This window comes from Microvirga solisilvae (genome assembly GCF_022808595.1).
Classification (GTDB): domain Bacteria; phylum Pseudomonadota; class Alphaproteobacteria; order Rhizobiales; family Beijerinckiaceae; genus Microvirga; species Microvirga solisilvae.
Window position 1 is genome coordinate 86,722 of record NZ_JAKUCN010000002.1, and the last position, 22,019, is coordinate 108,740.

The following is a 22,019-nucleotide window of genomic DNA, read 5'->3' on the forward strand; positions in this document are numbered from 1 at the left end:
GTCGTAAAAGATCAGGCCGCCCTTTTAAGCCTTTTGGGCTCTCAAGAGAATAGCGGCCGTTTGGCTCAATCGCGGAAGGCGCCCTCGACCGGCGCGGACAAGGCCCGGTCCGCCTCCAGGATCTCTTCGACGACCCGTGCGAAAGCCGGGCGCTCAGAGAGCCGCGCATACCAAGCGGCGAGAGCGGGGTGCGCCTTAAGGGAGGCTCCCGCGAGACGACGTGTCCAGAACACGCTCATGAAGACCGCGATATCCGCAGCCGAGAAGGCTCCGCAGAGATAATCCTTGCCCTGAAGCTTGCCGTCGAGATCGGCGAAGTGCTCCGCGAGAGCGCCCTCGGCTTCGCGGGCTTTGGCTTCCTTCGCGTTCCAGACTTCCAGGTCGGCGGGCTTCGGCTCCGTGCGATGCATCAAGGGGCGTAGCGAGGCCAGCATAATCTCGTCGGCGAAGACATCGAGAAGGCGGCAGCGGGCCCGATCGGCGGGCGTCTGCGGAAAAAGCGGAGAGGCCGGATAGTCATCCTCCAGATATTCCAGGATCACGGTGGAATCGTAGATCGCCAGTTCCCCATCCATCAGAACCGGAACCTGACCCTTGGGATTGGCCTTCAGCACCTCCGGATCCTTCGGGCTGTAGCCCTTCGTCTGGCTGAACGGCACCAGGGTGCGCTCGAAGGAAAGACCCTTCTCGTGAAGGGCGATCTCGACCTTGCGGGAGAAGAGGCTGACCGGGCCAGAATAGAGCTTCATCGTCGATCCTTCAGGAAATTTCAGGCAGGCAGGAGATCAGAAATTTTCGGCGAAGTCAGCAGCCGGCAAGTGCTTGTCACGCTGCCTTCTTCAACGCTTGGCGTACGGAGTTTTCGGCAGCGGCCGTTGCTTCCTTGCGGTTGCCGTTGAACGGGATCGGCTCGCCCCAGGTCACCACCACGTCGATGGGATGGCCTTCGAGAAAAAGCTTCAGATGGGGTGCGAGATCCATATCGCCGTACCAGGCGATGAAAGGACGGTCGCGCCGCGTGATCGGCAGGCCGTTGCGGCGCGTGTAGGTGATCGCAAGCGGCTGCAGGAAAACCTGCTCGACGCTGTCATGCATGAGGGCTGCCTGCGCGCCGCCGACGAGAGACGAGCGGAACGGCAGGAGCCGGTTGCCGTCGCTGGTGGTGCCTTCGGCAAACAGCACGATGACTTCGCCCTTCACGAGGCGATGAGCGAGCGCGTCGTTGACTTCCGCCGTCGCCTTGCGGCGCTGCCTGTCGATGAACACCGAGCGCTGGAGTTTCGCGAACAGGCCCACCACCGGCCAGTTCTCGATTTCGGATTTCGCGATGAAGGAGAGCGGATGCGTCGAGCCGATGACGGGAATGTCGAGCCAGGACACGTGATTGGCGACGACGAGCGTCGGCGCGTCGCCGGGCGGCGTGCCCTTCTCGATCACACGTACGTTGAAGAGCGTGAGCAGGATGCGATGAAACGCAACCGGCAGATGATGGATGAGCGACCAATTAAAGCGCATGCCGATCATCTGCAGCGGAATGAGCACAAGGCTCGCCAGCGCCAGCACGAGAAGCTTCAGGACAACGACGGGATTCGTCACGCATCGTCCTTGTCGAGCGGCACCGCGTAGAGTTCGAGTCGGTGGTAGACCACCTTGTAGCCGAGACGCTTGGCGATTGCGGTTTGCAGTGCCTCGATCTCGTCCGAATGGAATTCGATCACGTCGCCGGTCTCGAGATTGATGAGATGGTCGTGATGCTCGCGGGCCGCCTGCTCGTAGCGGGAGCGCCCGTCGCGGAAATCGAGCCGCTCCAAAATTCCTTCCGTCTCGAAGAGTTTGACGGTGCGATAGACGGTCGAAAGCGAGATGCGGTCGTCCACATCCACCGCGCGCCGGTGCAGTTCCACCACGTCGGGATGGTCGGCGGCATCGTCGAGAATCTGCGCGATGATCTTCCGCTGGCCCGTCATGCGCAGACCCTTGTCGCGGCAGGCGCGCTCGATGGCGCCTGGGCGACGGGATTTTCCGGTGCTGGTGGTCCGTGCTGACAACGCTGAAAAACCTGATTTCCGCGGAAGGTTATAAGCAAGTTGGATGGAAGGGGCTATAGCCCAAGCGCCATGGTGATCGCCGCCACCCGGCTGCCGTCGGCCTTCTGGTAATAGCCTTCGCGCCGTCCGCTCTCCTTGAAACCGAAGCGCCGGTAGAGGGCGATGGCGGGCTTGTTGCCCTCCTCGACCTCCAGATGCACATGGCGGACGCCGCGCCGGGACAGCTCGTCCAGATGCCGTTCAAGCAGAGGAATCGACAGCCCCTTGCCGCGAACGTCCTGGGCGATGGCGACGGTGAGGATCTCGGCTTCGTCCAGGACGATGCGCGAGAGCACGAAGCCCGAGGGTTTCGCGGCGGTCCCGAGAAAAAGCCCGTCTCCCACGACGCCGCGCTCAGAGAGGAGGCGCTCGAAATCCAGCGTGCTCCAGGGCCGTGCGAAGGAGGCCGCGTGGATCGCGGCCAGGCGGGATGCGGCCTCGCTCCCGAGAGGATCGATCCGGGGGCCGCCCGGCTTCTTGAACAGATCGAAGAAGCTCATTGGCGGGGGATGCGCGCGCGGTCCTGAGGCTTGGCGTCGGGATCGCGCAGATAGAGCGGCTTGGGCAGGGCCTGATTCGGATCGGCGAGGGCACCGAGCCGGGCCACCCAGAGAATTTCGGGAGCGCCTGCGGTATCGGCCACATGGGCCTCGACGCCCTGCGTGCGGGCTTCCGCCGCCAGCATGGCCGCCGCCGATCCGCTGATCAGCAGGGGGCCGGAGCCGAGCACGCGGATCGCATCGCGATAGCTCATGAGGCTCGGCTGGATGATGGTGCGTCCGCCCGGCGCGACGGCCTGGATGTAGAGATGCCCGTGCTTGGCGTCGATGGCGGCGGTGAACAGGCCGCGCCGCTCCTTCACCATGAGCGGGGCGAGGAAGGCGGAGAGGGTGGCGACCCCCACCACCGGAATGCCGGCGGCGAGCCCGATGCCCCGCGCGGCGGAAATGCCGACGCGCAGGCCCGTATAGCTGCCCGGTCCCACGGTCACAGCCACCCGGTCCAGGCTCTCGAAGCCGCCCTCCACCTTGGAGGACACGCGGTCGATGAGCGGCAGCAGGGCCTCCGCGTGCCCGCGCTCCATGAAAAGGGTCTCGGCCGCCAGCGGCTCGGCATCGCCCGCCTGCCAGATGCAGGCCGAGCAGGCGCCGAGCGCCGTATCGATGGCAAGAACGCGCACATTCGTCTCCGTCGGATCGTCAGGCTTCTTTAGCGCATCGTGCGAAAATGTGGACCCGCTTTTCGCCTCGCGATGCAATTCACCCGCGCAGGACAGTGCCGCCGAGACCCACGGCCTCCGCGAAGATCGCCGCGATAACGCCGATGGCGACAAGGATCAGGCCTGCCTTGAACAGGCGGATCGCGCGATTGTAATTGGCCAGCACGAGGGAGGCGATCGACAGCATATCCGCGAGAGCTTTGATCTGGAACGCTATTCCGAGCGTGATGGCGAGGACGGCCACGATGTCGGAACTCGTCCATTCCCCAGGGAGCCCGGCCCAGCGGCTCAGGAAACCCAGCGAGAAGGCAGAGACCACGCCGATCACGGCGAGAGAGCCGTTCCTGAAGGTCGAATCGATGGTGAGCCGCTCGACAGGCTCACCCGATTCGGAGGTTGTATCGGCCATGGGAAGTGTCCGTTTGGTGGTAGACAGGAGCCGCCGTCACAGGATCTGGCAGAATTCGTCGAAGGACAAGCGCGGCTGGCGCGGATGCAGCTTCTCCGGCAGGCCGTAGCCCAGATTGATGAGGAAGTTGGACTTGGTTTTCCCATCCGGGAAGAAAGCTTTGTCCACGCCTTCCCGGTCAAAGCCGCCCATGGGGCCGCAATCGAGGCCGAGCGAACGCGCCGCCATGATGAGATAGGCGCCCTGAAGGGAGGAGCCCTGGAGGGCCGTTCGCTCGATCACCTCGGGTTGGCCTGCGAACCAGCTTCTCGCATCCTTGGAATGTGGAGCCAGGAAACCGAGCTTCTCGTAGAACTCCATGTCGTGCGCCACGATGACGGTCGCCGGTGCGCTCATGGTCTGGCGCACATTGCCCTCGTCGAGATGGGGTTTCAGCTTTTCCTTCGCCGCTTCCGACACCACGAAGACGAAGCGCGCCGGGGTGGTGTTGGCGCTGGTCGGTCCGAGCTTCGCGAGATCGGCAATAGCGCGCAGGGTTTCTTCCGGGATCTTGCGATCCTCCCACCAGCGATGGGTGCGGGCATTGCGGAAGATCTGGTCAATGGCGGCGTTGGACAGGGGCAGCAAGACAGGACTCCAACAAAAAAGCGCGGCATGAAGGCCGCGCTTATCAGTATTAGAACTTTGGCAGCTCGATCAAACAGCCTGCACTTCGCGCACATCCGGCAGGAAGTGGCGCAGCAGGTTCTGGATGCCGTGGCGCAGCGTTGCGGTCGAGGAGGGGCAGCCGGAGCAGGCGCCCTTCATGACGAGATAGACCACGCCGTCCTTGAAGCCGCGGAAGGTGATGTCGCCGCCGTCGCCTGCCACGGCAGGGCGGATGCGGGTCTCGAGCAGTTCCTTGATGGTCTCGACGGTCGAGGCATCATCCGGATCGAAGAATTCCTCGCCGTCTTCCTCATTGGCCCCGTAGCCGTTCGCGAAGAGCGGCGCGCCGGTCATGAAATGCTCCATGATCCCGCCGAGGATGGCAGGCTTCAGGTGCTGCCACTCGCCGTCAGCCTTGGTGACGGTGATGAAGTCGTAGCCGAAGAAGACGCCGGTCACGCCCGGCACGGCAAAGAGGCGCTGGGCGAGGGGCGAGAACTCGCCCTGTTCGGGGGTCTTCGCCTCGAAGGTGCCTTCCGGCATCACGACGCGGCCGGGCAGGAACTTCAGGGTGGCGGGATTGGGGGTCGCTTCAGTCTGAATGAACATGGTCTTTTTCCTCTGACGCCGGTTCAAGGCCGGCCGAGTGGGTGGTCTTAGAATCGTTCTAACAGGTTTCCGATCCAATGTGGATCGGGAGTTGGAGGATTCCAAGAGGGAATGAACGGCTGCCATTCAGGGCTGGAGAATTGGTGTTGTCAAAGAGCGTGGGGGCAGAAGCATGGGGGAATGTCCTCGCGGCTTGTGTGGCCCGAGGTTTGGGTGAGGGAGACGCGAGAGGCCGTCCGGTTCGCTTGTGAGAGGGAGAAGAACCTGACGGCCCCTCGCGCACGGTTCTTTTAGGCGGACACCGCGTCTTGCAGCGGCGGGCCTCCCGGGCCGGCTTGCGAGACCGAACCGGGACCGTTCCCGGCTCCACAAATCACGACGCCTCGCGAGCGCGCCCCTCATCGAGCCAGGACATCAACACATATAGCCAAGGTTAGGACCATTGTCAAGAACAAATGCGGAACACGATCCACACGGCGTCATCCCGGACGGCGTCAGCCGAGCCGGGATCGCAAGCCGGATGGGGTGCTGGCTCACCTCTCCCGGGCGGGAGAGGTCGACGCACGTCAGCGCAGCGGGTGAGGGATGCGCGTTATCCGGAAAGACCTGTAACCCCTCACCCGGACCTGCGGTCCGACCTCTCCCTCAGGGAGAGGTGATGATCCCGCGTCACGCGATCCCGGATCTTCGCTATGCTTCGTCCGGGATGACGCCATTCGTCCCCCGTCGCGGCCGTTCCCGAACTTGGTCCGAAATGCCCCTCGCCTAGCCCGCGAGCGCGTCGATTTCCTCGTCCGTCAGGCTGCCGGGCACGATGACGATGGGGACCGGGAAGGTGGAGGCTGCTTTGCCGGCGAGCGTGCTGACGAGGGGCCCTGGCCCCTCCTTGCCGCTGCCGGCAGCCAGCACGAGGAAGGAGACGTCCTCATCCTCGTTGATGAGCTTGATGATCTCTTCGGCCCGCACGCCCACGCGGATCACCTGTTCAGGCTCCACGCCGGCGGCGCTGCGGGCTTCGCGGGCGGCGTTTTCCAGAAGCTTCGCGGCTTCCTCGCTCGCCTCCTCGATCATGGCCTCGCCGACGCCGATCCACTCGAAATTGTCCGGCGGGTCCACCACGGCGAGCATGATCATGCTTGCTCCCGTGCGGGCGCAGCGGCGGGAAGCGAAGTGAACCGCTCTCGCGCATTCGGAGGTCTTATCGATCACCACCATGAATTTGGGCCGGTGGCCTGCCTCGTAGGATCGGCGCTGGCCGCTCACTGCATGCTCTCCTGCATCGGGCTGATGCTGCCTTGCCCTATAAGATAGGGCAAGGCGAGCCGAGGTCAGGTTAGCGTGCGCGGACGAAACCGACGATGTCCTTGACCGCATCCATGGTCTGCGCGGCAAGCACGCGGGCGCGGGCGGAACCGTCGGCGAGCACCGCATCGATATGGGCAGGATCGGCCATGAGGCGGCGCATTTCGTCGGCGATCGGGGCGAGCTTCGTCACGGACACGTCCACGAGGGCTGCCTTGAAGCCCGAGAATTGCGAACCGCCATGCTCGCGCAGCACGTCCTCCGCCGTCGAATCCGTGAGCGCGGCATAGATCGCCACAAGGTTCTCTGCCTCGGGACGACCTTTGAGCCCCTCGACCTCGGAGGGCAGGGGCTCGGGATCGGTCTTCGCCTTGCGCACCTTCGTGGCGATGGTGTCGGCATCGTCGGTGAGGTTGATGCGCGAATAGTCGGACGGGTCCGACTTCGACATCTTCTTCGAGCCGTCGCGCAGCGACATGATGCGGGTCGCCGGACCTTGGATCATGGGCTCGGTCAGCGGGAAGAAGGCATCGCCAAAGCCGTTCGCCGCGATCGACTCGGCCCAGTCGTTGTTGAACTTCTGGGCGATGTCGCGGGTCAGCTCCAGATGCTGCTTCTGGTCCTCGCCCACCGGCACATGGGTGGCGCGGTAGACCAGGATGTCGGCAGCCATCAGGTTCGGATAGGCGTAGAGGCCGACCGATGCGTTCTCGCGGTCCTTGCCGGCCTTGTCCTTGAACTGGGTCATGCGGTTCAGCCAGCCGAGGCGGGCGACGCAGTTGAACACCCAGGCGAGCTCCGCGTGCTGGGGCACCTGGGACTGGTTGAAGACGATGTGGCGCTTCGGGTCGATGCCGGCGGCGATGAAGGCTGCCGTCACTTCGCGGATCTGGCGCACCAGGTCCTTCGGGTCTTGCGGCACGGTGATCGCGTGCATGTCCACGACGCAATAGATGCAGTCGTGCGTTTCCTGCATGGTCACGAAGCGCTTGATGGCGCCGAGGTAATTTCCGAGATGGAGGTTGCCGGTGGGTTGGACGCCCGAGAAAACCAGCTCCTTGAATTGCGCCATCATAGTGCTCCTGGCAGGAACGGGTTGGACGCCGCCCTGCGTGATGATCGAAAGAAATCGAGGCGGCGGTTATGACAGGGCCGCGCCACGATGCAAGTGTTTAGCGGAGCGCGATGACGTCGTCACGGGTCACGGCGCCCGTCAGCCATGCGGCAGCAGCGTAGAGCGCGAGGCCTCCGAGGCAGAAAGCCGTAAGCGAGAGGCTGCCTGCGGGCACGAGAACGATCTGCATGCCCCATAGCCCCAGGCTCATGAGAGTGGTGGAGGCGGCAATGCGGACCAGGCGGCCGAGGAAAAGGCGATCCGGGTGCCACAATCCGATTCGCCGCAGCAGCCAGACCATGGCAGCGGCATGCGAAACGCAGCCCAGGCTGATGCCCAGGGCAATCCCGGCAGGTCCCCAGCTGAGGGCCAACAGCAGAGCACTCGAGAGCGTGACGAGAATGCCGAGCATGGCGGCGGCAAGCGTCTTGCGCAGGGCACTATTGGCAAACAGCGTCTGGCTCAGCACCTTGCCGATGGTGGCGAAGGGCAGGCCGAGGCTCAAGCAAGCGAGCACCAACGCCGTTCCGTCGGTGTCGGCTTGCTGGAATGCACCGCGCGCGAAAAGAACATCGGTGATCGGAAAGGCCAGGATCGCGAGCGCGGCACAGGCCGGAAGCGCCAGCAGCAGCGCCACTTCCAGCGCGCGATGCTGCGCGCCGACGATGGCTTTCGCATCACCCGCATGGTGATGCCGCGCGAGTTCCGGCAACAGGACGCTTGATCCCAAGGCGGCGATGAGGCCGAGCGGCAGCTGCATCACACGCTCGGCATAGTAGATCCAGGAAATGCCGGACGGCCAGAACGACGCCACCATCGTTCCCGCCAGGATGAAGAGCTGCACCGCGCCGCTGGCAATGAGCGCCGGAAAGCCTGCGAGCAGAAGGCTCTTCAGCACGGGAGACCAATGGGGCTTGCGAAAGCGCACGAGCTTTTCGCCATGACGAAGCGCCGCGAGCACGATGAGCAATTGAATGAAGCCCGCCACGCTCGATGCGCCGGCGAGCCACGCGGCTTTCGTGGCGAACGGCATCGCGAAGCCGCCCTCCAGCACCACGAGCGTCGCGATCAGGGCGGCATTGATGACGAGCGGCGCGAAGGCGGTCGCGCCATAACGTCCGCGCATGTTGAGGATCGCGGCAGCGATGGAGGAGAGCGTGACACTGAACACGATGGGAAAGGACAGGCGCGTGTAGAGCGTGACCAGCGCCCATGTTCCTTCATCGTCGTGAAGGCCCGGCGCGAGCAGAAGCGCGACGAGGCCCGCGCCGATCTCGACGAGTGCGGTGAGCGCCATGAGAGCCAGCGCGAAGATGCTGATCACGTCGCCCGCCATCGTGGCGGCATCCTTAGGCTCCAGGCGGCTCAGTTGCGGGATGAGCGCCGGGTTGAGCCCGCCCTCGCCGACGACGCGGCGCACGAGGCCAGGCAGGCGGAAGGCGGTGAGAAACGCATCCGCCACCGGCCCCGCGCCCAGGGCCTGCGCGAACAGCATGTCGCGGACGAACCCTAAGATGCGGGAGGCGATGGAACTGAGGCCGACCAGAAGGGATGAGCGGATGAGCGACATGGTTTCAGCGACACGGGTTCTGTCGCGATAAACCCTTCCAGGCGGATTGTCTAAGAAATCCGCGCCTCTAGCCCCTCGCCTGCGCAATCGCCTCGCGCTTCTGGGCGAGCGTCATGCCGCCGACATAGGATTGCGTGGCGACGAGGAAGGATGGCGTCGCGGTGAAGCCAAGGGAGTCGCCGAGCTTCAGGGTGTCCTTCATCCACTGGGTGGTGCGCTCGGAATTCGCTGCTTCCTCAAGGCGCTTGATGTCGCCGCCGAGGCGCTCGATTTCCTTCACGGCCCGCGCTCCATCGACCGTGCCTCTCAGCTTGAAGAGCGCAAGGTGCAGGGGCAGATAGGCCTCGGGTCCGTAAAGCTGAAGATAGGCAAGCGCTGCCTTCGTCGCCGTGACGGAAGGGATGCCGAGCACGGCGAAATTCACGAGCACGTAAGTGAGATCCGGCTCCGCCTTCAGAAGCGCGGGCAGATCCGCCGCCGACTTTTTGCACCAGGGGCAATTGTAGTCGAAATACTCGACCATGATCACGTCGCCATGCTGGTGTCCGAGCTTCACGGCGGACGGCAGAGCGAGCGAATCCTCGACAAGCTCGATGGGAACCAGCTGTCCCTCCGGTGCGGATTGCGCGAAGGCGGGAACGCTGGCGCCCGACAGGGCCAGGCCGGCGAGAAGGGAACGGCGGGACAGGATCATGAAAAGCAACTCTCGACAGGAACGCCTCTGGTGCCGAGCGATCGTGTCGAGAGCAAGGCCAAGCTTTGCTCTCTCATGCATTTGTGAAGAGGAGAGCAGACGTATTTCTTCGCAGCGTGGCGGTTGCGATGCTGCGCCAAGGCTGTGAAGATGGATCGAAACAGGACCTTCGTCGATGCTCGAAACCGCTTTCACGCCTCAGGAACTCGGTGCGATCCGGCGCGCCTATGCCAAGCAGATTCTTGCCGTTGTCGGCATTCAGGAGGATGCGCGGCTCGAGGCGGCTTTCGCGAGTGTCGAGCGCGAGCGTTTCCTGGGCCCGCCGCCCTGGACGATCTCGCGCGGTGGCGGATATGAGCCGCTGCATTCGCACGATCCCGCCGTGCTCTATCAGGATGTGCTTCTGGCCTTGGCCGCGCATCGCGGCGTCAACAATGGCTCTCCCTCGCTCCATGCCGGATGGCTGCATGCCCTGTCCCTGCGCGAGGGCGATCGCGTCGCGCATATCGGAGCGGGTGCTGGCTATTACAGCGCCATCATCGCGGAGATCGTCGGCCCGACGGGCCATGTGCTGGCAGTGGAGTTCGATCCTGCTCTCGCCGACATGGCCCGCGCCAATCTGAGCGATCGGTCCAACGTCACGGTCGTTGCGGGCGATGGAGCCTTGTGGCCGCAGGATGATGTGGATGCGATCTATGTGAACTTTTCCGTCGAACGGCCTGCAGAGGCCTGGATCGAACACCTCAAGCCCGAAGGTCGTTTGATCTTTCCGCTCGGCTTGCCCCGTGCGCAGCCGAGCCTCCGGGGTGGCACGCATACGATGTATGGAGCGGGGCTTCGCGTCGAGCGCCGCGCCAAGGGTCTCGCGGTACAATGGCTGGGTCATGCCTCCTTCGTCTGTGCGGAGGGCGAATTGTCGAACCCCGCTTCGGAGCGACGGGCGCTGCAGGCCGCGTTCGAGAGCAATAGCGTCGAGTTCGTGCGAAGCCTGATCTGGCGCAAGCCCGCTCCGCTGGGTCGCTGCTGGTTCACCGGCTCGGGCTGGGCCCTGTCCTACGACGAGATCACGCCGTGAGATTCAGGCGATGCGGGTGATGGGCTGAAACGAAAACATCCGCGAAAGGTGCCTTTCGCGGATGTTCGAAGCAAGTGCTTGCGGAACGATGAGGGTTTTTAAGCCTCTTCGCCCGTCACGCCGGCGGCGTCCTGGGCTTTCAGCACTTCCGGGCGCGGCATGGAGATGATGTTGTAGCCGGAATCCACGTAGTGGATCTCGCCGGTCACGCCCTTCGACAGATCGGACAGCATGTAGAGGGCAGCCCCACCCACATCCTCGATGGTGATGTTCTGGCGCAGCGGCGAATGGGCCTTCTGATAGGTGAACATCAGGCGCGCATCGGCGATGCCGGCGCCAGCCAGCGTACGCACCGGGCCTGCCGAGATCGCGTTGCATCGGATGCCCTGCGGTCCGACATCGTTGGCGATGTAGCGCACGGAAGCCTCGAGAGCGGCCTTCGCCACGCCCATCACGTTGTAGTTCGGCATCACGCGGGTGGAGCCGCCATAGGTGAGCGTCAGCAGCGAGCCGCCGTTCTTCATGCGCTTGGCGGCGCGCTGCGCGATTTCCGTGAAGGAGAAGCAGGAGATCACCATGGTGCGCGAGAAGTTCTCGCGGGTGGTGACGTCCGTGTAGGAGCCCTTGAGCTGCGACTTGTCGGAGAAGCCGATGGCGTGGACGACGAAGTCGATGGAATCCCAACGCTTGTCGAGAGCCTCGAACGCGGCGTCGACGGAGGCGAGGTCCTCCACGTCGCAGGGGATCACGAGATCCGAGCCCAGCGATTGCGCCAGCGGCGCCACGCGCTTGCCGAGCGCTTCGCCCTGATAGGTGAAGGCGAGTTCCGCGCCGTGCTCCGAAAGAGCCTTGGCGATGCCCCAGGCAATGGAGTGATCGTTCGCGACGCCCATGATGAGGCCGCGCTTTCCTTGCATCAGACCGCTCATGTGGGTCCCCCTATGCATCGGCTCGATTGTGGGATGCCGGTCGTTATCAAACCGTGCATCGTGAGCCTTGGTCTTCATGTCAATGAGCGTGTCCATGCGAAATCCCCCTTGATGGAACGGGACATCGCATGGCGTCGTCTCAGGTTTATGACGTCCTGAGAGCTGTTTCCACTGACGTGAAATCAGCCCTCATTTTCAGTTGCCGCATTTTTGACGGCGAACCGGATCCACTTCGCCGAAAAATGCTTTAACCGTTATAGCGGCTGAAGACGAGTGTGGCATTAGTGCCGCCGAAGCCGAACGAGTTCGAGAGAACCGTGTCGAGCTTGGCGTTGTCGATGCGCTTGCGGACGATATTCATATCCACGAATTCCGGATCGATCTCGTCGATATGGGCGCTCTCGCAGATGAAGCCGTTCTGCATCATCAGCAGCGAGTAGATCGCCTCCTGCACGCCGGTGGCGCCGAGCGAGTGGCCGGTGAGCGACTTGGTGGCCGAGATCGGCGGGCACTTGTCGCCCGAGCCGAACACCGTGCGGATCGCCTCGATCTCCTTCTGGTCGCCCACGGGGGTCGAGGTGGCGTGCGGGTTGATGTAATCGACCGGGTTATGCACGTCCTTGAGGGCCATGCGCATGCAGCGGATCGCGCCTTCGCCGGACGGAGCCACCATGTCGTAGCCGTCCGAGGTCATGCCGTAGCCGACGATCTCGCCGTAGATCTTGGCGCCGCGCGCCTTGGCGTGTTCCAGCTCTTCCAGAACCAGCACGCCCGCGCCGCCGGCGATCACGAAGCCGTCGCGGTTGACGTCATAAGCGCGCGAGGCGCGTGCCGGGGTGTCGTTGTACTTGGTCGACATGGCGCCCATGGCGTCGAACAGGTTCGACAGGGACCAGTCGAGATCCTCGCAGCCGCCGGCGAACATCACGTCCTGCTTGCCGTACTGGATCATCTCGTAGGCGTTGCCGACGCAATGATTGGACGTCGCGCAGGCCGAGGAGATGGAATAGTTCACGCCCTTGATCTTGAACCAGGTGGCGAGCGTCGCGGAAGCGGTCGAGGACATGGCCTTCGGCACGGCGAAGGGACCGATGCGCTTGGGGCCCTTGTCGCGGGTGATGTCGGCGGCATCGATGAGGGTGCGGGTCGACGGACCGCCCGAGCCCATGATGATGCCGGTGCGCTCGTTGGAAATGTCGCCTTCTTCCAGGCCCGCATCGCGGATCGCCTGTTCCATGGCCACATGGTTCCAGGCCGTGCCCTTGCCGTGGAAGCGCATGGCGCGGCGGTCGACGAGGGCGTCCACGTCGATCTGCGGGGTGCCGTGCACCTGGCAGCGGAAGCCGTACTTCTCGTAATCATCGGCCTTAACAATGCCGGACTTCGCTTCGCGCAAAGAGGCCAGCACCTCCTGCGTGTTGTTGCCGATGGACGATACGATGCCCATTCCGGTGACGACGACGCGCCTCATAGCCCACCTCTTTATAGGACCTTGAATGCCAACCTAACGTCTGAACACGTAAGGCTTGGCCGGCTCAATCTCAACCGCGAGCCAGCGGGGATCTGGAAAGGATCCATCAAATTCGATGGCCCCGCCGCGTGCGGCAGGGCCGGTTTTTCGAAAAGATCATGTTTTGTCAACAGGATGGATGCATCGCCGCTGACGTAAGGACAGCCGAGAAAGGCCTAGCCGCCCACCGGGGCATCGGCCTGGAACAGACCGACGCGCATGTCCTTGGTCTCGTAGATGCGGCGTCCGTCGGCCTCGAGCCAGCCATCGGCGATGCCGAGCACCAGCTTGGAGCGGAACACGCGCTTGAGGTCCACGCCGTAGACCACCTTCTTGGTTGTGGGCAGAACCTGATCGGCGAACTTCACCTCACCGACGCCAAGGGCGCGGCCGCGGCCCGGGGAGCCGCCCCAGCCGAGGAAGAAGCCGGTCAGCTGCCAGAGAGCGTCGAGGCCCAGGCAGCCCGGCATCACCGGGTCGCCGGCGAAATGGCAGGGGAAGAACCAGAGGTCCGGGCGGATATCGAGCTCGGCGCGCACATGCCCCTTGCCGTATTCGCCGCCGTCCTCGCCGATGGAGGTGATGCGGTCGAACATCAGCATGGGAGGCAGCGGCAGCTGGGCGTTGCCGGGGCCGAACAATTCTCCGCGCCCGCAGGCAAGGAGCTCTTCGTAGTTAAAGCTGGACTGGCGGGCCATGCCGGGTGCCGATCCTTTCATCGCGTCTCAAAAAGCGGCCTCAAGCTGTCCCCGAGGCCTTCAATGCGGGCTCTGGTAGCACAGGCTTGGCCATCCATCAAAGGGACCCCGGGCGCTCAGAGGCAATTCTTTTACCTCTTTAAGGATCACTCCTTAAGCGCGACCGCGGATCACCTTGCGGTGACCCCCTCGCTTTCCTATGATTGTAGTGTTAGAGAAGCGCCCGTTCCTCCAAACAGTTCCGACGATGACCGATCCTTTGTCCGCCTATATCGAGTCCACGACGGCTCCGGCCCACCGGAGGGGTTGCCCCCTGTCCGAGCTGCGCGACAAGCTGCGCCGCGTCGGCCTGCGCCCCACCCGTCAGCGCGTCTCGCTCGGCTGGCTCCTGTTCGGCAAGGGCGACCGCCACATCACGGCCGAGATGCTGTTTGACGAGGCAAGCCGCGCCCGCGTGCCGGTGTCGCTGGCCACCGTCTACAATACCCTGCACCAGTTCACGGAAGCGGGCCTCCTGCGCCAGCTCGCCGTCGACGGCTCCAAGGCCTATTTCGACACCAACCCCACCGAGCACCACCACTTCTTCCTGGAAGGCGAGGGCGAGCTCGTGGACATGCCCCACACCGCCGCCGTGAGCGTGGCCGATTTGCCCGAGCCTCCCGAAGGCATGGAAGTGGCCGGTGTCGAGGTGATCGTCCGTCTTCGCCGCAAATCGGCTTAACAAATCAGCCTGACAGGTTTTTAAACAGCGGCAGCCGGGATTTCATCGCATGCCGCTCACCCACAGCCTTGTCGCCGTTTTCGTCACCATCATCTGGGGCCTGAGCTTCGTCGTCATCAAGCTCGGGGTCGGCACCATGCCGCCGCTGCTGCTGGCAGCCCTGCGCTTTTTCTTCGCCGCCTTCCCTGCAATTCTCTTCATCCGACGCCCCCAGACCTCCTGGGGCAACCTGCTGGCCTATGGCTTCTTCCTTGGGGTGGCGCAGTTCGGTCTGCTCTTCGCCGCGCTCGCCTTCGGCATGCCGGCGAGCCTCGCCTCCCTCGTCATGCAGGCGCAGGTGTTCTTCACGATCCTGTTCGCGGCTTTTCTCATGGGCGAGCGGCCCGGTCCGCATCAGATCCTCGGCGCTCTCATGGGTTTCGCCGGTCTCGCCATCATCGCCGCGCCGCGCCTGACCGGCAGCGGGGCCGGGCCATTCCTCATGACGGTGGCGGCCGCCGCCTCCTGGGGCGTGGCCAATATCGTCTCCAAGCGCGCGGGCCGGGTGGACATGCTGGGCTACATCGTCTGGGCAAGCCTCGTCGCGCCGCTGCCGCTGCTCGCTTTGTCCCTGCTCATCGATGGGCCGGCACAAGTCATCACGGCGCTCACGACCATGAGCGCGGGCACGTGGTGGGCCGTGGCCTATCTCGCCTATCCCACCACCATCTTCGCCTTCGGAATCTGGGCTTATCTTTTGTCCCGCCATCCGGCGGCGACGGTCACGCCCTTTGCCCTGCTGGTGCCGGTAGCCGGCATCCTCGGCTCGGCGCTGATCCTGGGCGAGGAAATGCACCCCGTCGAAATCGTCGGCGGGGCGGTAATCGTGGTGGGACTGGCCCTGAACGTGTTCGGGGCCCGCGTCGTGAGCCGCCGGAAAGCCGCTTGAGGCTTCAGGCGCGGATCAGGCCGAACCCGACCAGCGCATAGGCGATCAGGAAGATCGCCACGAAGATGTTGAGGAAGCGCGGCGCCACGATGGAGGCGATGCCGAGGATCAGGGCGAGGATGGGAAGGAGCTTGAAGCTCAGATTGATGGACATGGGGTCGAATCCAGAAATCACGAATGATACCTCGTTACTAACCGAGCATTCCTTGCCAAATCGGAAAGACTTGGCCAAATCGGAAAGACCTGTCTCTCCGCCTTATTCGATCTGTTCGTTGGGATAGACGCCCCAGAGCTTTTCCTGCTGCACATAGCCGTCGAGATCGCGGGCATTGTCCATGCTGATCATGACGCGGCACCATTTGCCGTCGCAGGCCCTCACATTGGTGATCACGCCCGGCTGCATCTGGGCGATGACACCCGCCTTCGCGTCGGCGCGGTCGAGCAGGCTGATCGGCGGCTCGCCGGGCTTGGCCCAGGGCATCACGAGGGCGGTGCGTCTCCCTGAGAGCAGGGAGTGCAGCACCCAGCCTTCCGTGCCTTCCGAATCGCGGATGCGCCGCCAGGTCTCGTATTCGGCGATGATCTCGACCGGCAGGCCCGCGCGCTGGAACACCCAGGCGGTGCGGTGGTCCTTGGAGGGGCCTTCGCGCAGGTTCACGCGGTCGGTCTTGAGGCTCACATAGCGGGGAACCGGCAGGCCGGTGCCGAGGCGCCCGCCCGGAGGCTGCTGCTGCTGCGCGAGGGCCGGCATTGCGCCTAAAAGCAAAGCGGCAATGGCGACGACGATCTTGCGCATGGAACCCCTCTCGGCGACTTTGTGTCTGCTCAAAGCCTCTGATACAGAAGCTTGGCAGGTGCCGCCACGCGGCGGCTCGTCGCCATTACTTGCCGAAACAGGGTTAAAGGAGCGTGAAAACTCCGCAAATCCAGCAGTTTTCATGCGGGGAGGTCGCTGAAAGCCGATGAAAAAGAGACCTGTCGTCGTCGTCACCCGCCGCCTGCCCGATGCCATTGAGACGCGCCTGCGCGAATTGTTCGACACGCGCCTGAACCTCGAGGACAAGGCCCTCTCCCGCGAGGAACTGACCGAGGCCGTCCGCAATGCGGACGTGCTCGTGCCCACCATCACGGACGAGATCGACGCCGCGCTCCTGGAACAGGCAGGCCCGAACCTCAAGCTCATCGCCAATTTCGGCAACGGCGTCGACAACATCGACGTGGCGGCGGCGGTGGCCAAGGGCATCACCGTCACCAACACGCCAGGCGTGCTCACCGAGGATACGGCGGACATGACCATGGCGTTGATCCTCGCCGTCGCGCGCCGCATTACGGAAGGCGCCAAGGTGATCCCGGACGGGGATTGGGCCGGCTGGTCGCCCACCTGGATGCTGGGGCGGCGCATTACCGGCAAACGGCTCGGCATCGTGGGCATGGGCCGCATCGGCCAGGCGCTCGCCCGCCGCGCGCGGGCTTTCGGCCTGTCGATCCATTACCATAACCGCCGCCACGTTCCGCCGAAGGTGGAGGCGGAACTCGAGGCGACCTATTGGGAATCCCTCGACCAGATGCTGGCGCGCATGGACGTCGTGTCCGTCAATTGCCCGCACACGCCCGCCACCTACCATCTGCTCTCGGCGCGGCGGCTGAAGCTCATGAAGCCCGACGCCATTCTCGTGAACACGGCGCGCGGCGAGATCATCGATGAGGGCGCGCTCACCAAGCTCATCGAGTCCGGCGCCATCGCGGGCGCGGGCCTCGACGTGTTCGAGGAGGAGCCCGCCGTCAATCCGCGCCTTGTAAGGCTCGCGAAGCAAGGCAAGGTGGTTCTGCTGCCGCATATGGGCTCGGCCACGCATGAGGGCCGCGTTGCCATGGGCGAGAAGGTGATCGTCAACATCAAGACCTTCATCGACGGCCACAAGCCGCCGGATCGCGTGCTGCCGAGCATGCTGTGATGGTTGATCTAGTTCATGAGATCTGGGTTGGCCCAGACGAAGATGGGCAACAGCTATCGGGGCTTTGTCTTGCTGGTCCTGATGGAGACGGTTTTAGATCGCTCTGCAGTCCCGACTGGCATCTTGTCCATACCTTCAAAGCCGGAAGCCATTTCGAGGCAATGACCAAGTACTACGAGTGGGAAAAGCGACCTTATCCCTACACGACAGATCAAGCCTGGGATTTCGAGCCGTACCCTGAAGAGCGGTCTCAGAGGCAATCGTCGAGATATTGATATATCTCAGCGTAATACGCAGCAGGGCCCATCTCGCCGAGGCCAAAAGGGGACAATGCCCTTCCATATAACATATGTGAGTGCAGGCTAAGGCTTGGAACAGCCAGAAGGGTTTTTCGTTTCTTCTCTGAAAAGCCTTCATGCCGAATCCCTTGGTTCTCAAACTCGAACAACGCGACCGCCTCTCGGACGACGAGAAGCGTGTGCTCGAAAGCGCAATTTCGCGCGTTCGCGTCGTCGAAGCGGACGAGGACATCGTGCATGAGGGAGAGCATCCCTCCGAGAGCAGCCTGCTGCTTGATGGATATGCCGCGCGCTACAAGATCTTCTCCAACGGGCGCCGGCAGATCACGGCGATTCATGTGCCCGGCGACTTCGTCGATCTTCACAGCTTCCTCTTGAAAGTCATGGATCACGGCGTGCTGGCATTGACGCCCTGCCGCGTCGCCGTGGTGCCGCATGTGGCGCTCGAGCGGATCACCGACGAGCATCCGCATCTCACGCGCCTGTTGTGGCTCAGCACGCTTGTCGACGGCGCGATCCATCGCGAATGGCTCACCACCATGGGCCGTCTCTCGGCGACGGCTCAGATGGCGCATTTCATCTGCGAGCTGTTCCTGCGGTTGAAAGCCGTCGGGCGCACGGACGGCGACACGATTCAGCTGCCGCTGACGCAGGCGGAACTCGGCGACACGCTCGGGCTTTCTACCGTGCATGTGAACCGCGTGCTGCAGGAGCTGCGGAAAGAGGGGCTCATTCGCTGGCAAGGCGATGCGCTCACCATTCTCGATTGGGAACGTTTGGAAAAAGTGGGCGAGTTCACCCCGACCTATCTCAACCTCCAGCATGAGCACCGCTGAATGACTGAGACAGCCGATCCGAACATCACTCTTCAGCCCATCTCCGTTCTGAGCGACGGCGGCAGCCACGAGGGGCGGCTGGTCTTTTCCGGCAACGATCTCGTCGCTGTTCTCACCAGGGTCTCCGCCGAGGAAACCGCCGGCGGCCACAACGGCAATGGCGGCTGGTTTTTGGAGGCAGGCTTCGGCCCCTGCAGCATTCTCATGACGCCGAGCCAGCCGGTTTTCCCGACGCTCGAAAAGGCCGTGGAATGGGTGCGAGAGCGGCTCGCATCTGACCTTCCTTCAGCGTGAAGCTCTGAGCGTCTCCGCAATCTCGCCCGCCGCGCGCTCGCCTTCCTCCCAGGCCCCTCCGGCCGTGCCCCATTGCGCACGTGACAAGGCCTCGCCCGCAAACCAGATCCGCTCGCCCACGGGTGCTTTCAGGCTGTCGCGGATCGCGGCAAGGCCCGGCGGGATCACCGCCCAGGAGGCGCGCGACCACGGATCGTGACGCCATGTGGTGGCGTGCATGACGCTCACATTCCGCAAGGCCCGATGCCCGAAATGCTCCGCCAGCACCTCGCGCGCGAAACGTGCCGGAGCATGCGGATCGCGCTTGTCGAACCGTGCCGCATGCGGTTGATCGATCTCGAAGAAATGGAACGGCGTGCCGTCGATGCGCGTGAGCAGGCCGGGCGGCGAGCGATGCGTGCCGATCAGCGTCGCAAGCCGGTCGGAACCTTTGAAAGGCGCATCCGGCCAATGCAGGATCACGTGCTCGTAGACGCCCTGCGTGAAGCCGTGGATCGCCTGCTGCACTTCGTTCGGCAAGGCGGGCGCGAAGCGGATCGCATCCGCCTGCAGCACCGCCATCGGCGTGGTCACGATGGCGGCTTTCGCGCGCAAAGTACCGATGGAACTCTCGATCGTCACGCCCTGTCCCGACCAGTCGATGCTGTGAACCGCCGCCCCGAGACGGATCGGAAGGTTCCTGCCGAGTCGTGCTACGTAGCCGCCGAGCCCACCTGCGATGAACAGGTTGTCGGCATATTCCATGCTCGGAAAATCGTGCAGGCTCACCTCGTCGAGCGGCCGTCCCGAGACGAGCCCGTGAATGTCCGCCACGCGGTGGCCCAGCATTCCCATGCCGGCCGGCAGGGCTTTCGACGCAGACTGGTCCTCGCGCGCTTTCGCGGCCTGCGTCATGGCCCGGTCGGCCATGGCGAAGGCCCGGTCGAGAGAAGCCCTCTGGGCCAGGTTTCCGGGCTTCCCGCGCAGATAGAAATGCCCATCCGTCGGCGCACGGCGTAAGGGCTCGCGCCTTTCGAAACCGAGCTTCACGAGCGGATTGATGGGTCCCGCATGAAGCCAATGGGCTCCCAGATCCAGCGGATGCCCGCGAAACGGGCGCGTCACCGTGCGTCCGCCGATCCGGTTCCGCGCTTCCAGCAAAGTCACCGTGAGTCCTTGCGCGAGAAGCCGCCGCGCCGCCGCGATGCCGGCGCTTCCCGCGCCGACGATCACTACATCCGGTTCTCCGGTGGACGAGCTTTCAGGCGTCATGGAACAGGCCCCCCTCTCGCGGTCTCGACGATTCGATCATAAGTAAAGGCCACGTTGGCCCCTGACGAGCGGGCTAAAAGCAGAAAGACGGTTCGAGACATGCTGATCCAGACGGTCATTGCCGCCGCCCGCGATGTTTTCTCTCCTGCGCTCAGGCGCATCCTGTGGAAGTCGGTCGGACTGACGGTGGCGCTCCTGGTGCTGGTCTGGGCCGGCCTCACGAAGTTTCTCGACCTCTTCCTCAACGATCATCACTTGAGCGAGAGCTATCCGCTTATCGATACGCTGGCGATTTTTCTGGCAGGGTTCGGCCTGTTCATCGGGCTTGTCTATCTGCTGCCCGCGATCTCGGCCATCGTGGCGGGCTATTTCCTCGACGACGTCGCCGAAGTGGTGGAGCGCGACAGCTATCCCGCCGACGCGCCGGGCCGGGCGCTGCCCTTCGGCAAGGCCATTTTCTACGGCCTGCGCTTTGCGGCATTGTCGCTGGGCGTGAATCTCGTCGCGCTGATGCTGCTCTTCGTGCCGGGCATCAATATCGGCGTGTTCTTCGCAGCCAACGCCTATCTTCTGAGCCGGGAATATTTCGAGTTGGCGGCGGGCCGCTTCTGGTCGCCGGAAGAGGTCAAGCAATTGCGCATCGAGCACCGGGGCACGGTGCTCGCCGCGGGCGCGGTTCTGGCGGGTCTTGTTCTGGTGCCTGTCGTGAACCTCATCACCCCGGTCTTTGGCGCGGCGATGATGGTTCACCTGCACAAGCGCTTAATGGCTCGACGTCTGGCCGACGGCCGGGCCGGAAGCCCGCTCCGGGTGGAAGTCGGACGCCGCGCCTCCTGAGGTCGGAGCAAGCAGGTCCGGCGTCGTGGTGGTGGCGTTGCGCTTGAGATCGAACTGGCCGGTCTTGCGGAAGCGCACGAGATAGGAAGGCACGATAGCCTCGATGGTGGTGGGCGTGATGCCCAGGCCCTGCAGGGTGCGGCCCTCCGTGATGGCGGCGTCCGACACCACGTTGTCCGTCTCGAGCAGGATCGCCTGGTCGTGGGTGGTGACGATCTCGTTCGGCAGAAGGCCCAGGGTGAGCTTGTCGAGAGCGCCCATGACCGTGCCCTGGAAGCGGGCGACGGCATTCGGCACGGGCACGATCACGCGCCTGCGCTCCGTGACCTCGCAGACGAATTCCATCATCTCACGCATGGTGCGGATTTCCGGGCCGCCGAGTTCGTAGGTGCCCGGCTTCACCGCGCCGTCCACCGCGCACACGATGGCCTCGGCCACGTCGCCCGCATAGACCGGCTGAAAGCGGGTGTCGCAGCCCGGCAGCGGCAGCACGGGCAGCATGCGGGCGAGAGACGCGAAGCGGTTGAAGGAATTGTCACCCGGTCCGAAGAGAAGGGAGGGGCGCAGGATCACCGCATCCGGGCGCACCTTCAGGAGAGCTTCCTCGCCGGCGGCCTTCGAGCGGGCATAGGCCGATTCGGAATTGGGATTAGCGCCGATGGCCGAGACCTGAATGAAGGACACGGCCTTCTGGGCCGCTTCCGCGATCAGGCGCGGGGCCTCGGCATGGACCGCATCGAAAGTCTGGCGGCCGCTCTCCTGCAGGATGCCCGTGAGGTTGATCACGTGGTCGGCCCGCATGACGGCGTGCTTGATGGAATCCGGATAGCGGATATTGGCCTGGATCGCGTGCACCTGGCCGACCTTGCCCATGGGCAGGAAGCTCGTCCGGTTCGGCTGGCGGGTGGCAACCAGCACCCGGTAGCCGCGCTTGGCGAGGCAGCTCACCACAAAGCGGCCGAGGAAGCCCGATCCGCCGAAGACCGTGACGATTTGCTGCTCAGGCGTGCGAAGCGCACCGATCATGAAAAGCC

At 64.0% G+C, this 22,019-nt stretch carries 26 protein-coding genes; 7 read left to right on the plus strand and 19 right to left on the minus strand.

Annotated features, from left to right (window positions below; genetic code table 11):
* Positions 1-65 precede the first annotated feature (65 nt).
* From MJ639_RS04935 to MJ639_RS04990, 12 genes are all read right to left on the minus strand, one after another.
* Positions 66-749 (minus strand): glutathione S-transferase family protein, encoded by a 684-nt coding sequence (locus MJ639_RS04935; protein ID WP_243369162.1) that lies wholly within the window; start codon positions 747-749, stop codon positions 66-68.
* A gap of 76 nt (positions 750-825) precedes the next feature.
* Positions 826-1,596 carry a lyso-ornithine lipid O-acyltransferase gene (olsA, locus tag MJ639_RS04940; protein ID WP_243369164.1) on the minus strand — a complete coding sequence of 257 codons (771 nt, stop codon included), beginning with the start codon at positions 1,594-1,596 and terminating at the stop codon, positions 826-828.
* Complete coding sequence (locus MJ639_RS04945) at positions 1,593-1,967, minus strand: Fur family transcriptional regulator (protein WP_423790761.1); 375 nt, start codon at positions 1,965-1,967, stop codon at positions 1,593-1,595. The genes olsA and MJ639_RS04945 overlap by 4 nt, the downstream gene beginning before the upstream one ends.
* Positions 1,968-2,101: 134 nt before the next feature.
* Positions 2,102-2,587: a GNAT family N-acetyltransferase gene (locus MJ639_RS04950; RefSeq protein ID WP_243369166.1), complete on the minus strand. Its 486-nt coding sequence runs from the start codon at positions 2,585-2,587 to the stop codon at positions 2,102-2,104.
* Positions 2,584-3,267 carry a tRNA (adenosine(37)-N6)-threonylcarbamoyltransferase complex dimerization subunit type 1 TsaB gene (gene tsaB, locus MJ639_RS04955; protein ID WP_243369167.1) on the minus strand — a complete coding sequence of 228 codons (684 nt, stop codon included), beginning with the start codon at positions 3,265-3,267 and terminating at the stop codon, positions 2,584-2,586. The genes MJ639_RS04950 and tsaB overlap by 4 nt, the downstream gene beginning before the upstream one ends.
* Positions 3,268-3,346: 79 nt before the next feature.
* A complete protein-coding gene (locus tag MJ639_RS04960) occupies positions 3,347-3,715 on the minus strand; it encodes a hypothetical protein (protein WP_243369168.1) in 369 nt (122 codons plus the stop codon).
* A gap of 36 nt (positions 3,716-3,751) precedes the next feature.
* A complete protein-coding gene (locus MJ639_RS04965; protein ID WP_423790756.1) occupies positions 3,752-4,342 on the minus strand; it encodes a malonic semialdehyde reductase in 591 nt (196 codons plus the stop codon).
* Between the two features lie 69 nt (positions 4,343-4,411).
* Positions 4,412-4,972, minus strand: coding sequence for a NifU family protein (locus tag MJ639_RS04970; protein WP_243369170.1), 561 nt, complete (start codon positions 4,970-4,972; stop codon positions 4,412-4,414).
* 765 nt (positions 4,973-5,737) lie between these two features.
* Positions 5,738-6,235, minus strand: a complete 498-nt coding sequence (locus tag MJ639_RS04975) for a universal stress protein (RefSeq protein WP_243369172.1) — start codon at positions 6,233-6,235, stop codon at positions 5,738-5,740.
* Between the two features lie 70 nt (positions 6,236-6,305).
* Positions 6,306-7,346, minus strand: a complete 1,041-nt coding sequence (gene trpS / locus MJ639_RS04980; RefSeq protein WP_243369173.1) for a tryptophan--tRNA ligase — start codon at positions 7,344-7,346, stop codon at positions 6,306-6,308.
* A 100-nt stretch (positions 7,347-7,446) separates the two neighbouring features.
* Positions 7,447-8,958, minus strand: coding sequence for a murein biosynthesis integral membrane protein MurJ (gene murJ, locus MJ639_RS04985; RefSeq protein WP_243369174.1), 1,512 nt, complete (start codon positions 8,956-8,958; stop codon positions 7,447-7,449).
* A 67-nt stretch (positions 8,959-9,025) separates the two neighbouring features.
* The gene (locus MJ639_RS04990) at positions 9,026-9,652 is read right to left on the minus strand and encodes a thioredoxin domain-containing protein (protein ID WP_243369175.1); all 627 of its coding nucleotides are present in this window, start codon (positions 9,650-9,652) and stop codon (positions 9,026-9,028) included.
* A gap of 175 nt (positions 9,653-9,827) precedes the next feature.
* Here MJ639_RS04990 and MJ639_RS04995 point away from each other — a divergent pair, with 175 nt between their 5' ends.
* On the plus strand, positions 9,828-10,727 hold the full coding sequence (locus tag MJ639_RS04995; protein ID WP_243369176.1) for a protein-L-isoaspartate O-methyltransferase family protein: 900 nt from the start codon (positions 9,828-9,830) through the stop codon (positions 10,725-10,727).
* Between the two features lie 98 nt (positions 10,728-10,825).
* Here the strand turns inward: MJ639_RS04995 and fabI are convergent, their stop codons facing one another.
* The 3 genes from fabI to fabA all read right to left on the minus strand — a co-directional run bounded on the left by fabI (position 10,826) and on the right by fabA (position 13,864).
* A complete protein-coding gene (gene fabI, locus MJ639_RS05000; protein WP_243369724.1) occupies positions 10,826-11,656 on the minus strand; it encodes an enoyl-ACP reductase FabI in 831 nt (276 codons plus the stop codon).
* Positions 11,657-11,903: 247 nt separating this feature from the next.
* A complete protein-coding gene (gene fabB / locus MJ639_RS05005; protein WP_243369177.1) occupies positions 11,904-13,127 on the minus strand; it encodes a beta-ketoacyl-ACP synthase I in 1,224 nt (407 codons plus the stop codon).
* 215 nt (positions 13,128-13,342) lie between these two features.
* Positions 13,343-13,864, minus strand: a complete 522-nt coding sequence (gene fabA / locus MJ639_RS05010; RefSeq protein WP_243369178.1) for a 3-hydroxyacyl-[acyl-carrier-protein] dehydratase FabA — start codon at positions 13,862-13,864, stop codon at positions 13,343-13,345.
* A 247-nt stretch (positions 13,865-14,111) separates the two neighbouring features.
* Between fabA and irr the strand changes: the two genes are divergently transcribed.
* Both irr and MJ639_RS05020 read left to right on the plus strand, forming a co-directional pair.
* On the plus strand, positions 14,112-14,585 hold the full coding sequence (gene irr / locus MJ639_RS05015) for a Fur family transcriptional regulator Irr (RefSeq protein ID WP_243369179.1): 474 nt from the start codon (positions 14,112-14,114) through the stop codon (positions 14,583-14,585).
* Between the two features lie 49 nt (positions 14,586-14,634).
* Entirely contained in the window at positions 14,635-15,513 is an 879-nt protein-coding gene (locus MJ639_RS05020; protein WP_243369180.1) for an EamA family transporter, read from the plus strand.
* 4 nt (positions 15,514-15,517) lie between these two features.
* Here MJ639_RS05020 and MJ639_RS05025 read toward each other — a convergent pair whose 3' ends face one another.
* Together MJ639_RS05025 and MJ639_RS05030 are read right to left on the minus strand one after the other, a co-directional pair.
* Positions 15,518-15,667 (minus strand): DUF3096 domain-containing protein, encoded by a 150-nt coding sequence (locus MJ639_RS05025; protein WP_243369181.1) that lies wholly within the window; start codon positions 15,665-15,667, stop codon positions 15,518-15,520.
* A 102-nt stretch (positions 15,668-15,769) separates the two neighbouring features.
* On the minus strand, positions 15,770-16,309 hold the full coding sequence (locus MJ639_RS05030; protein ID WP_243369182.1) for an SH3 domain-containing protein: 540 nt from the start codon (positions 16,307-16,309) through the stop codon (positions 15,770-15,772).
* 166 nt (positions 16,310-16,475) lie between these two features.
* Here MJ639_RS05030 and MJ639_RS05035 point away from each other — a divergent pair, with 166 nt between their 5' ends.
* The 3 genes from MJ639_RS05035 (at position 16,476) to MJ639_RS05045 (ending at position 18,897) form a co-directional block, all read left to right on the plus strand.
* Positions 16,476-17,468 (plus strand): 2-hydroxyacid dehydrogenase, encoded by a 993-nt coding sequence (locus MJ639_RS05035; RefSeq protein ID WP_243369183.1) that lies wholly within the window; start codon positions 16,476-16,478, stop codon positions 17,466-17,468.
* A 415-nt stretch (positions 17,469-17,883) separates the two neighbouring features.
* Complete coding sequence (locus MJ639_RS05040; protein ID WP_243369184.1) at positions 17,884-18,603, plus strand: Crp/Fnr family transcriptional regulator; 720 nt, start codon at positions 17,884-17,886, stop codon at positions 18,601-18,603.
* Positions 18,604-18,897, plus strand: a complete 294-nt coding sequence (locus MJ639_RS05045; RefSeq protein ID WP_243369185.1) for a hypothetical protein — start codon at positions 18,604-18,606, stop codon at positions 18,895-18,897.
* Here the strand turns inward: MJ639_RS05045 and MJ639_RS05050 are convergent.
* Positions 18,889-20,148, minus strand: a complete 1,260-nt coding sequence (locus tag MJ639_RS05050; protein WP_243369186.1) for a flavin monoamine oxidase family protein — start codon at positions 20,146-20,148, stop codon at positions 18,889-18,891. The two genes, MJ639_RS05045 and MJ639_RS05050, sit on opposite strands and share 9 nt — an antisense overlap.
* A gap of 99 nt (positions 20,149-20,247) precedes the next feature.
* Between MJ639_RS05050 and MJ639_RS05055 the strand changes: the two genes are divergently transcribed.
* Positions 20,248-20,985, plus strand: coding sequence for a sulfate transporter family protein (locus MJ639_RS05055; RefSeq protein ID WP_243369187.1), 738 nt, complete (start codon positions 20,248-20,250; stop codon positions 20,983-20,985).
* On the opposite strand, the gene MJ639_RS05060 is transcribed toward MJ639_RS05055, so the two are convergent.
* On the minus strand, positions 20,911-22,011 hold the full coding sequence (locus tag MJ639_RS05060) for a complex I NDUFA9 subunit family protein (RefSeq protein ID WP_243369188.1): 1,101 nt from the start codon (positions 22,009-22,011) through the stop codon (positions 20,911-20,913). The genes MJ639_RS05055 and MJ639_RS05060 overlap by 75 nt on opposite strands.
* Positions 22,012-22,019: the final 8 nt, after the last annotated feature.

Bases quoted from the DNA above. Each gene is read 5' to 3' on its own strand.
- MJ639_RS04935 (WP_243369162.1), bottom strand. From the start codon at position 749: ATGAAGCTCTATTCTGGCCCGGTCAGCCTCTTCTCCCGCAAGGTCGAG.
- MJ639_RS04945 (WP_423790761.1), bottom strand. From the start codon at position 1,967: ATGACGGGCCAGCGGAAGATCATCGCGCAGATTCTCGACGATGCCGCC.
- MJ639_RS04950 (WP_243369166.1), bottom strand. From the start codon at position 2,587: ATGAGCTTCTTCGATCTGTTCAAGAAGCCGGGCGGCCCCCGGATCGAT.
- MJ639_RS04960 (WP_243369168.1), bottom strand. From the start codon at position 3,715: ATGGCCGATACAACCTCCGAATCGGGTGAGCCTGTCGAGCGGCTCACC.
- MJ639_RS04970 (WP_243369170.1), bottom strand. From the start codon at position 4,972: ATGTTCATTCAGACTGAAGCGACCCCCAATCCCGCCACCCTGAAGTTC.
- trpS (WP_243369173.1), bottom strand. From the start codon at position 7,346: ATGGCGCAATTCAAGGAGCTGGTTTTCTCGGGCGTCCAACCCACCGGC.
- murJ (WP_243369174.1), bottom strand. From the start codon at position 8,958: ATGTCGCTCATCCGCTCATCCCTTCTGGTCGGCCTCAGTTCCATCGCC.
- MJ639_RS04990 (WP_243369175.1), bottom strand. From the start codon at position 9,652: ATGATCCTGTCCCGCCGTTCCCTTCTCGCCGGCCTGGCCCTGTCGGGC.
- MJ639_RS04995 (WP_243369176.1), top strand. From the start codon at position 9,828: ATGCTCGAAACCGCTTTCACGCCTCAGGAACTCGGTGCGATCCGGCGC.
- fabI (WP_243369724.1), bottom strand. From the start codon at position 11,656: ATGAGCGGTCTGATGCAAGGAAAGCGCGGCCTCATCATGGGCGTCGCG.
- fabB (WP_243369177.1), bottom strand. From the start codon at position 13,127: ATGAGGCGCGTCGTCGTCACCGGAATGGGCATCGTATCGTCCATCGGC.
- fabA (WP_243369178.1), bottom strand. From the start codon at position 13,864: ATGGCCCGCCAGTCCAGCTTTAACTACGAAGAGCTCCTTGCCTGCGGG.
- irr (WP_243369179.1), top strand. From the start codon at position 14,112: ATGACCGATCCTTTGTCCGCCTATATCGAGTCCACGACGGCTCCGGCC.
- MJ639_RS05020 (WP_243369180.1), top strand. From the start codon at position 14,635: ATGCCGCTCACCCACAGCCTTGTCGCCGTTTTCGTCACCATCATCTGG.
- MJ639_RS05025 (WP_243369181.1), bottom strand. From the start codon at position 15,667: ATGTCCATCAATCTGAGCTTCAAGCTCCTTCCCATCCTCGCCCTGATC.
- MJ639_RS05030 (WP_243369182.1), bottom strand. From the start codon at position 16,309: ATGCGCAAGATCGTCGTCGCCATTGCCGCTTTGCTTTTAGGCGCAATG.
- MJ639_RS05035 (WP_243369183.1), top strand. From the start codon at position 16,476: ATGAAAAAGAGACCTGTCGTCGTCGTCACCCGCCGCCTGCCCGATGCC.
- MJ639_RS05040 (WP_243369184.1), top strand. From the start codon at position 17,884: ATGCCGAATCCCTTGGTTCTCAAACTCGAACAACGCGACCGCCTCTCG.
- MJ639_RS05045 (WP_243369185.1), top strand. From the start codon at position 18,604: ATGACTGAGACAGCCGATCCGAACATCACTCTTCAGCCCATCTCCGTT.
- MJ639_RS05050 (WP_243369186.1), bottom strand. From the start codon at position 20,148: ATGACGCCTGAAAGCTCGTCCACCGGAGAACCGGATGTAGTGATCGTC.
- MJ639_RS05055 (WP_243369187.1), top strand. From the start codon at position 20,248: ATGCTGATCCAGACGGTCATTGCCGCCGCCCGCGATGTTTTCTCTCCT.
- MJ639_RS05060 (WP_243369188.1), bottom strand. From the start codon at position 22,011: ATGATCGGTGCGCTTCGCACGCCTGAGCAGCAAATCGTCACGGTCTTC.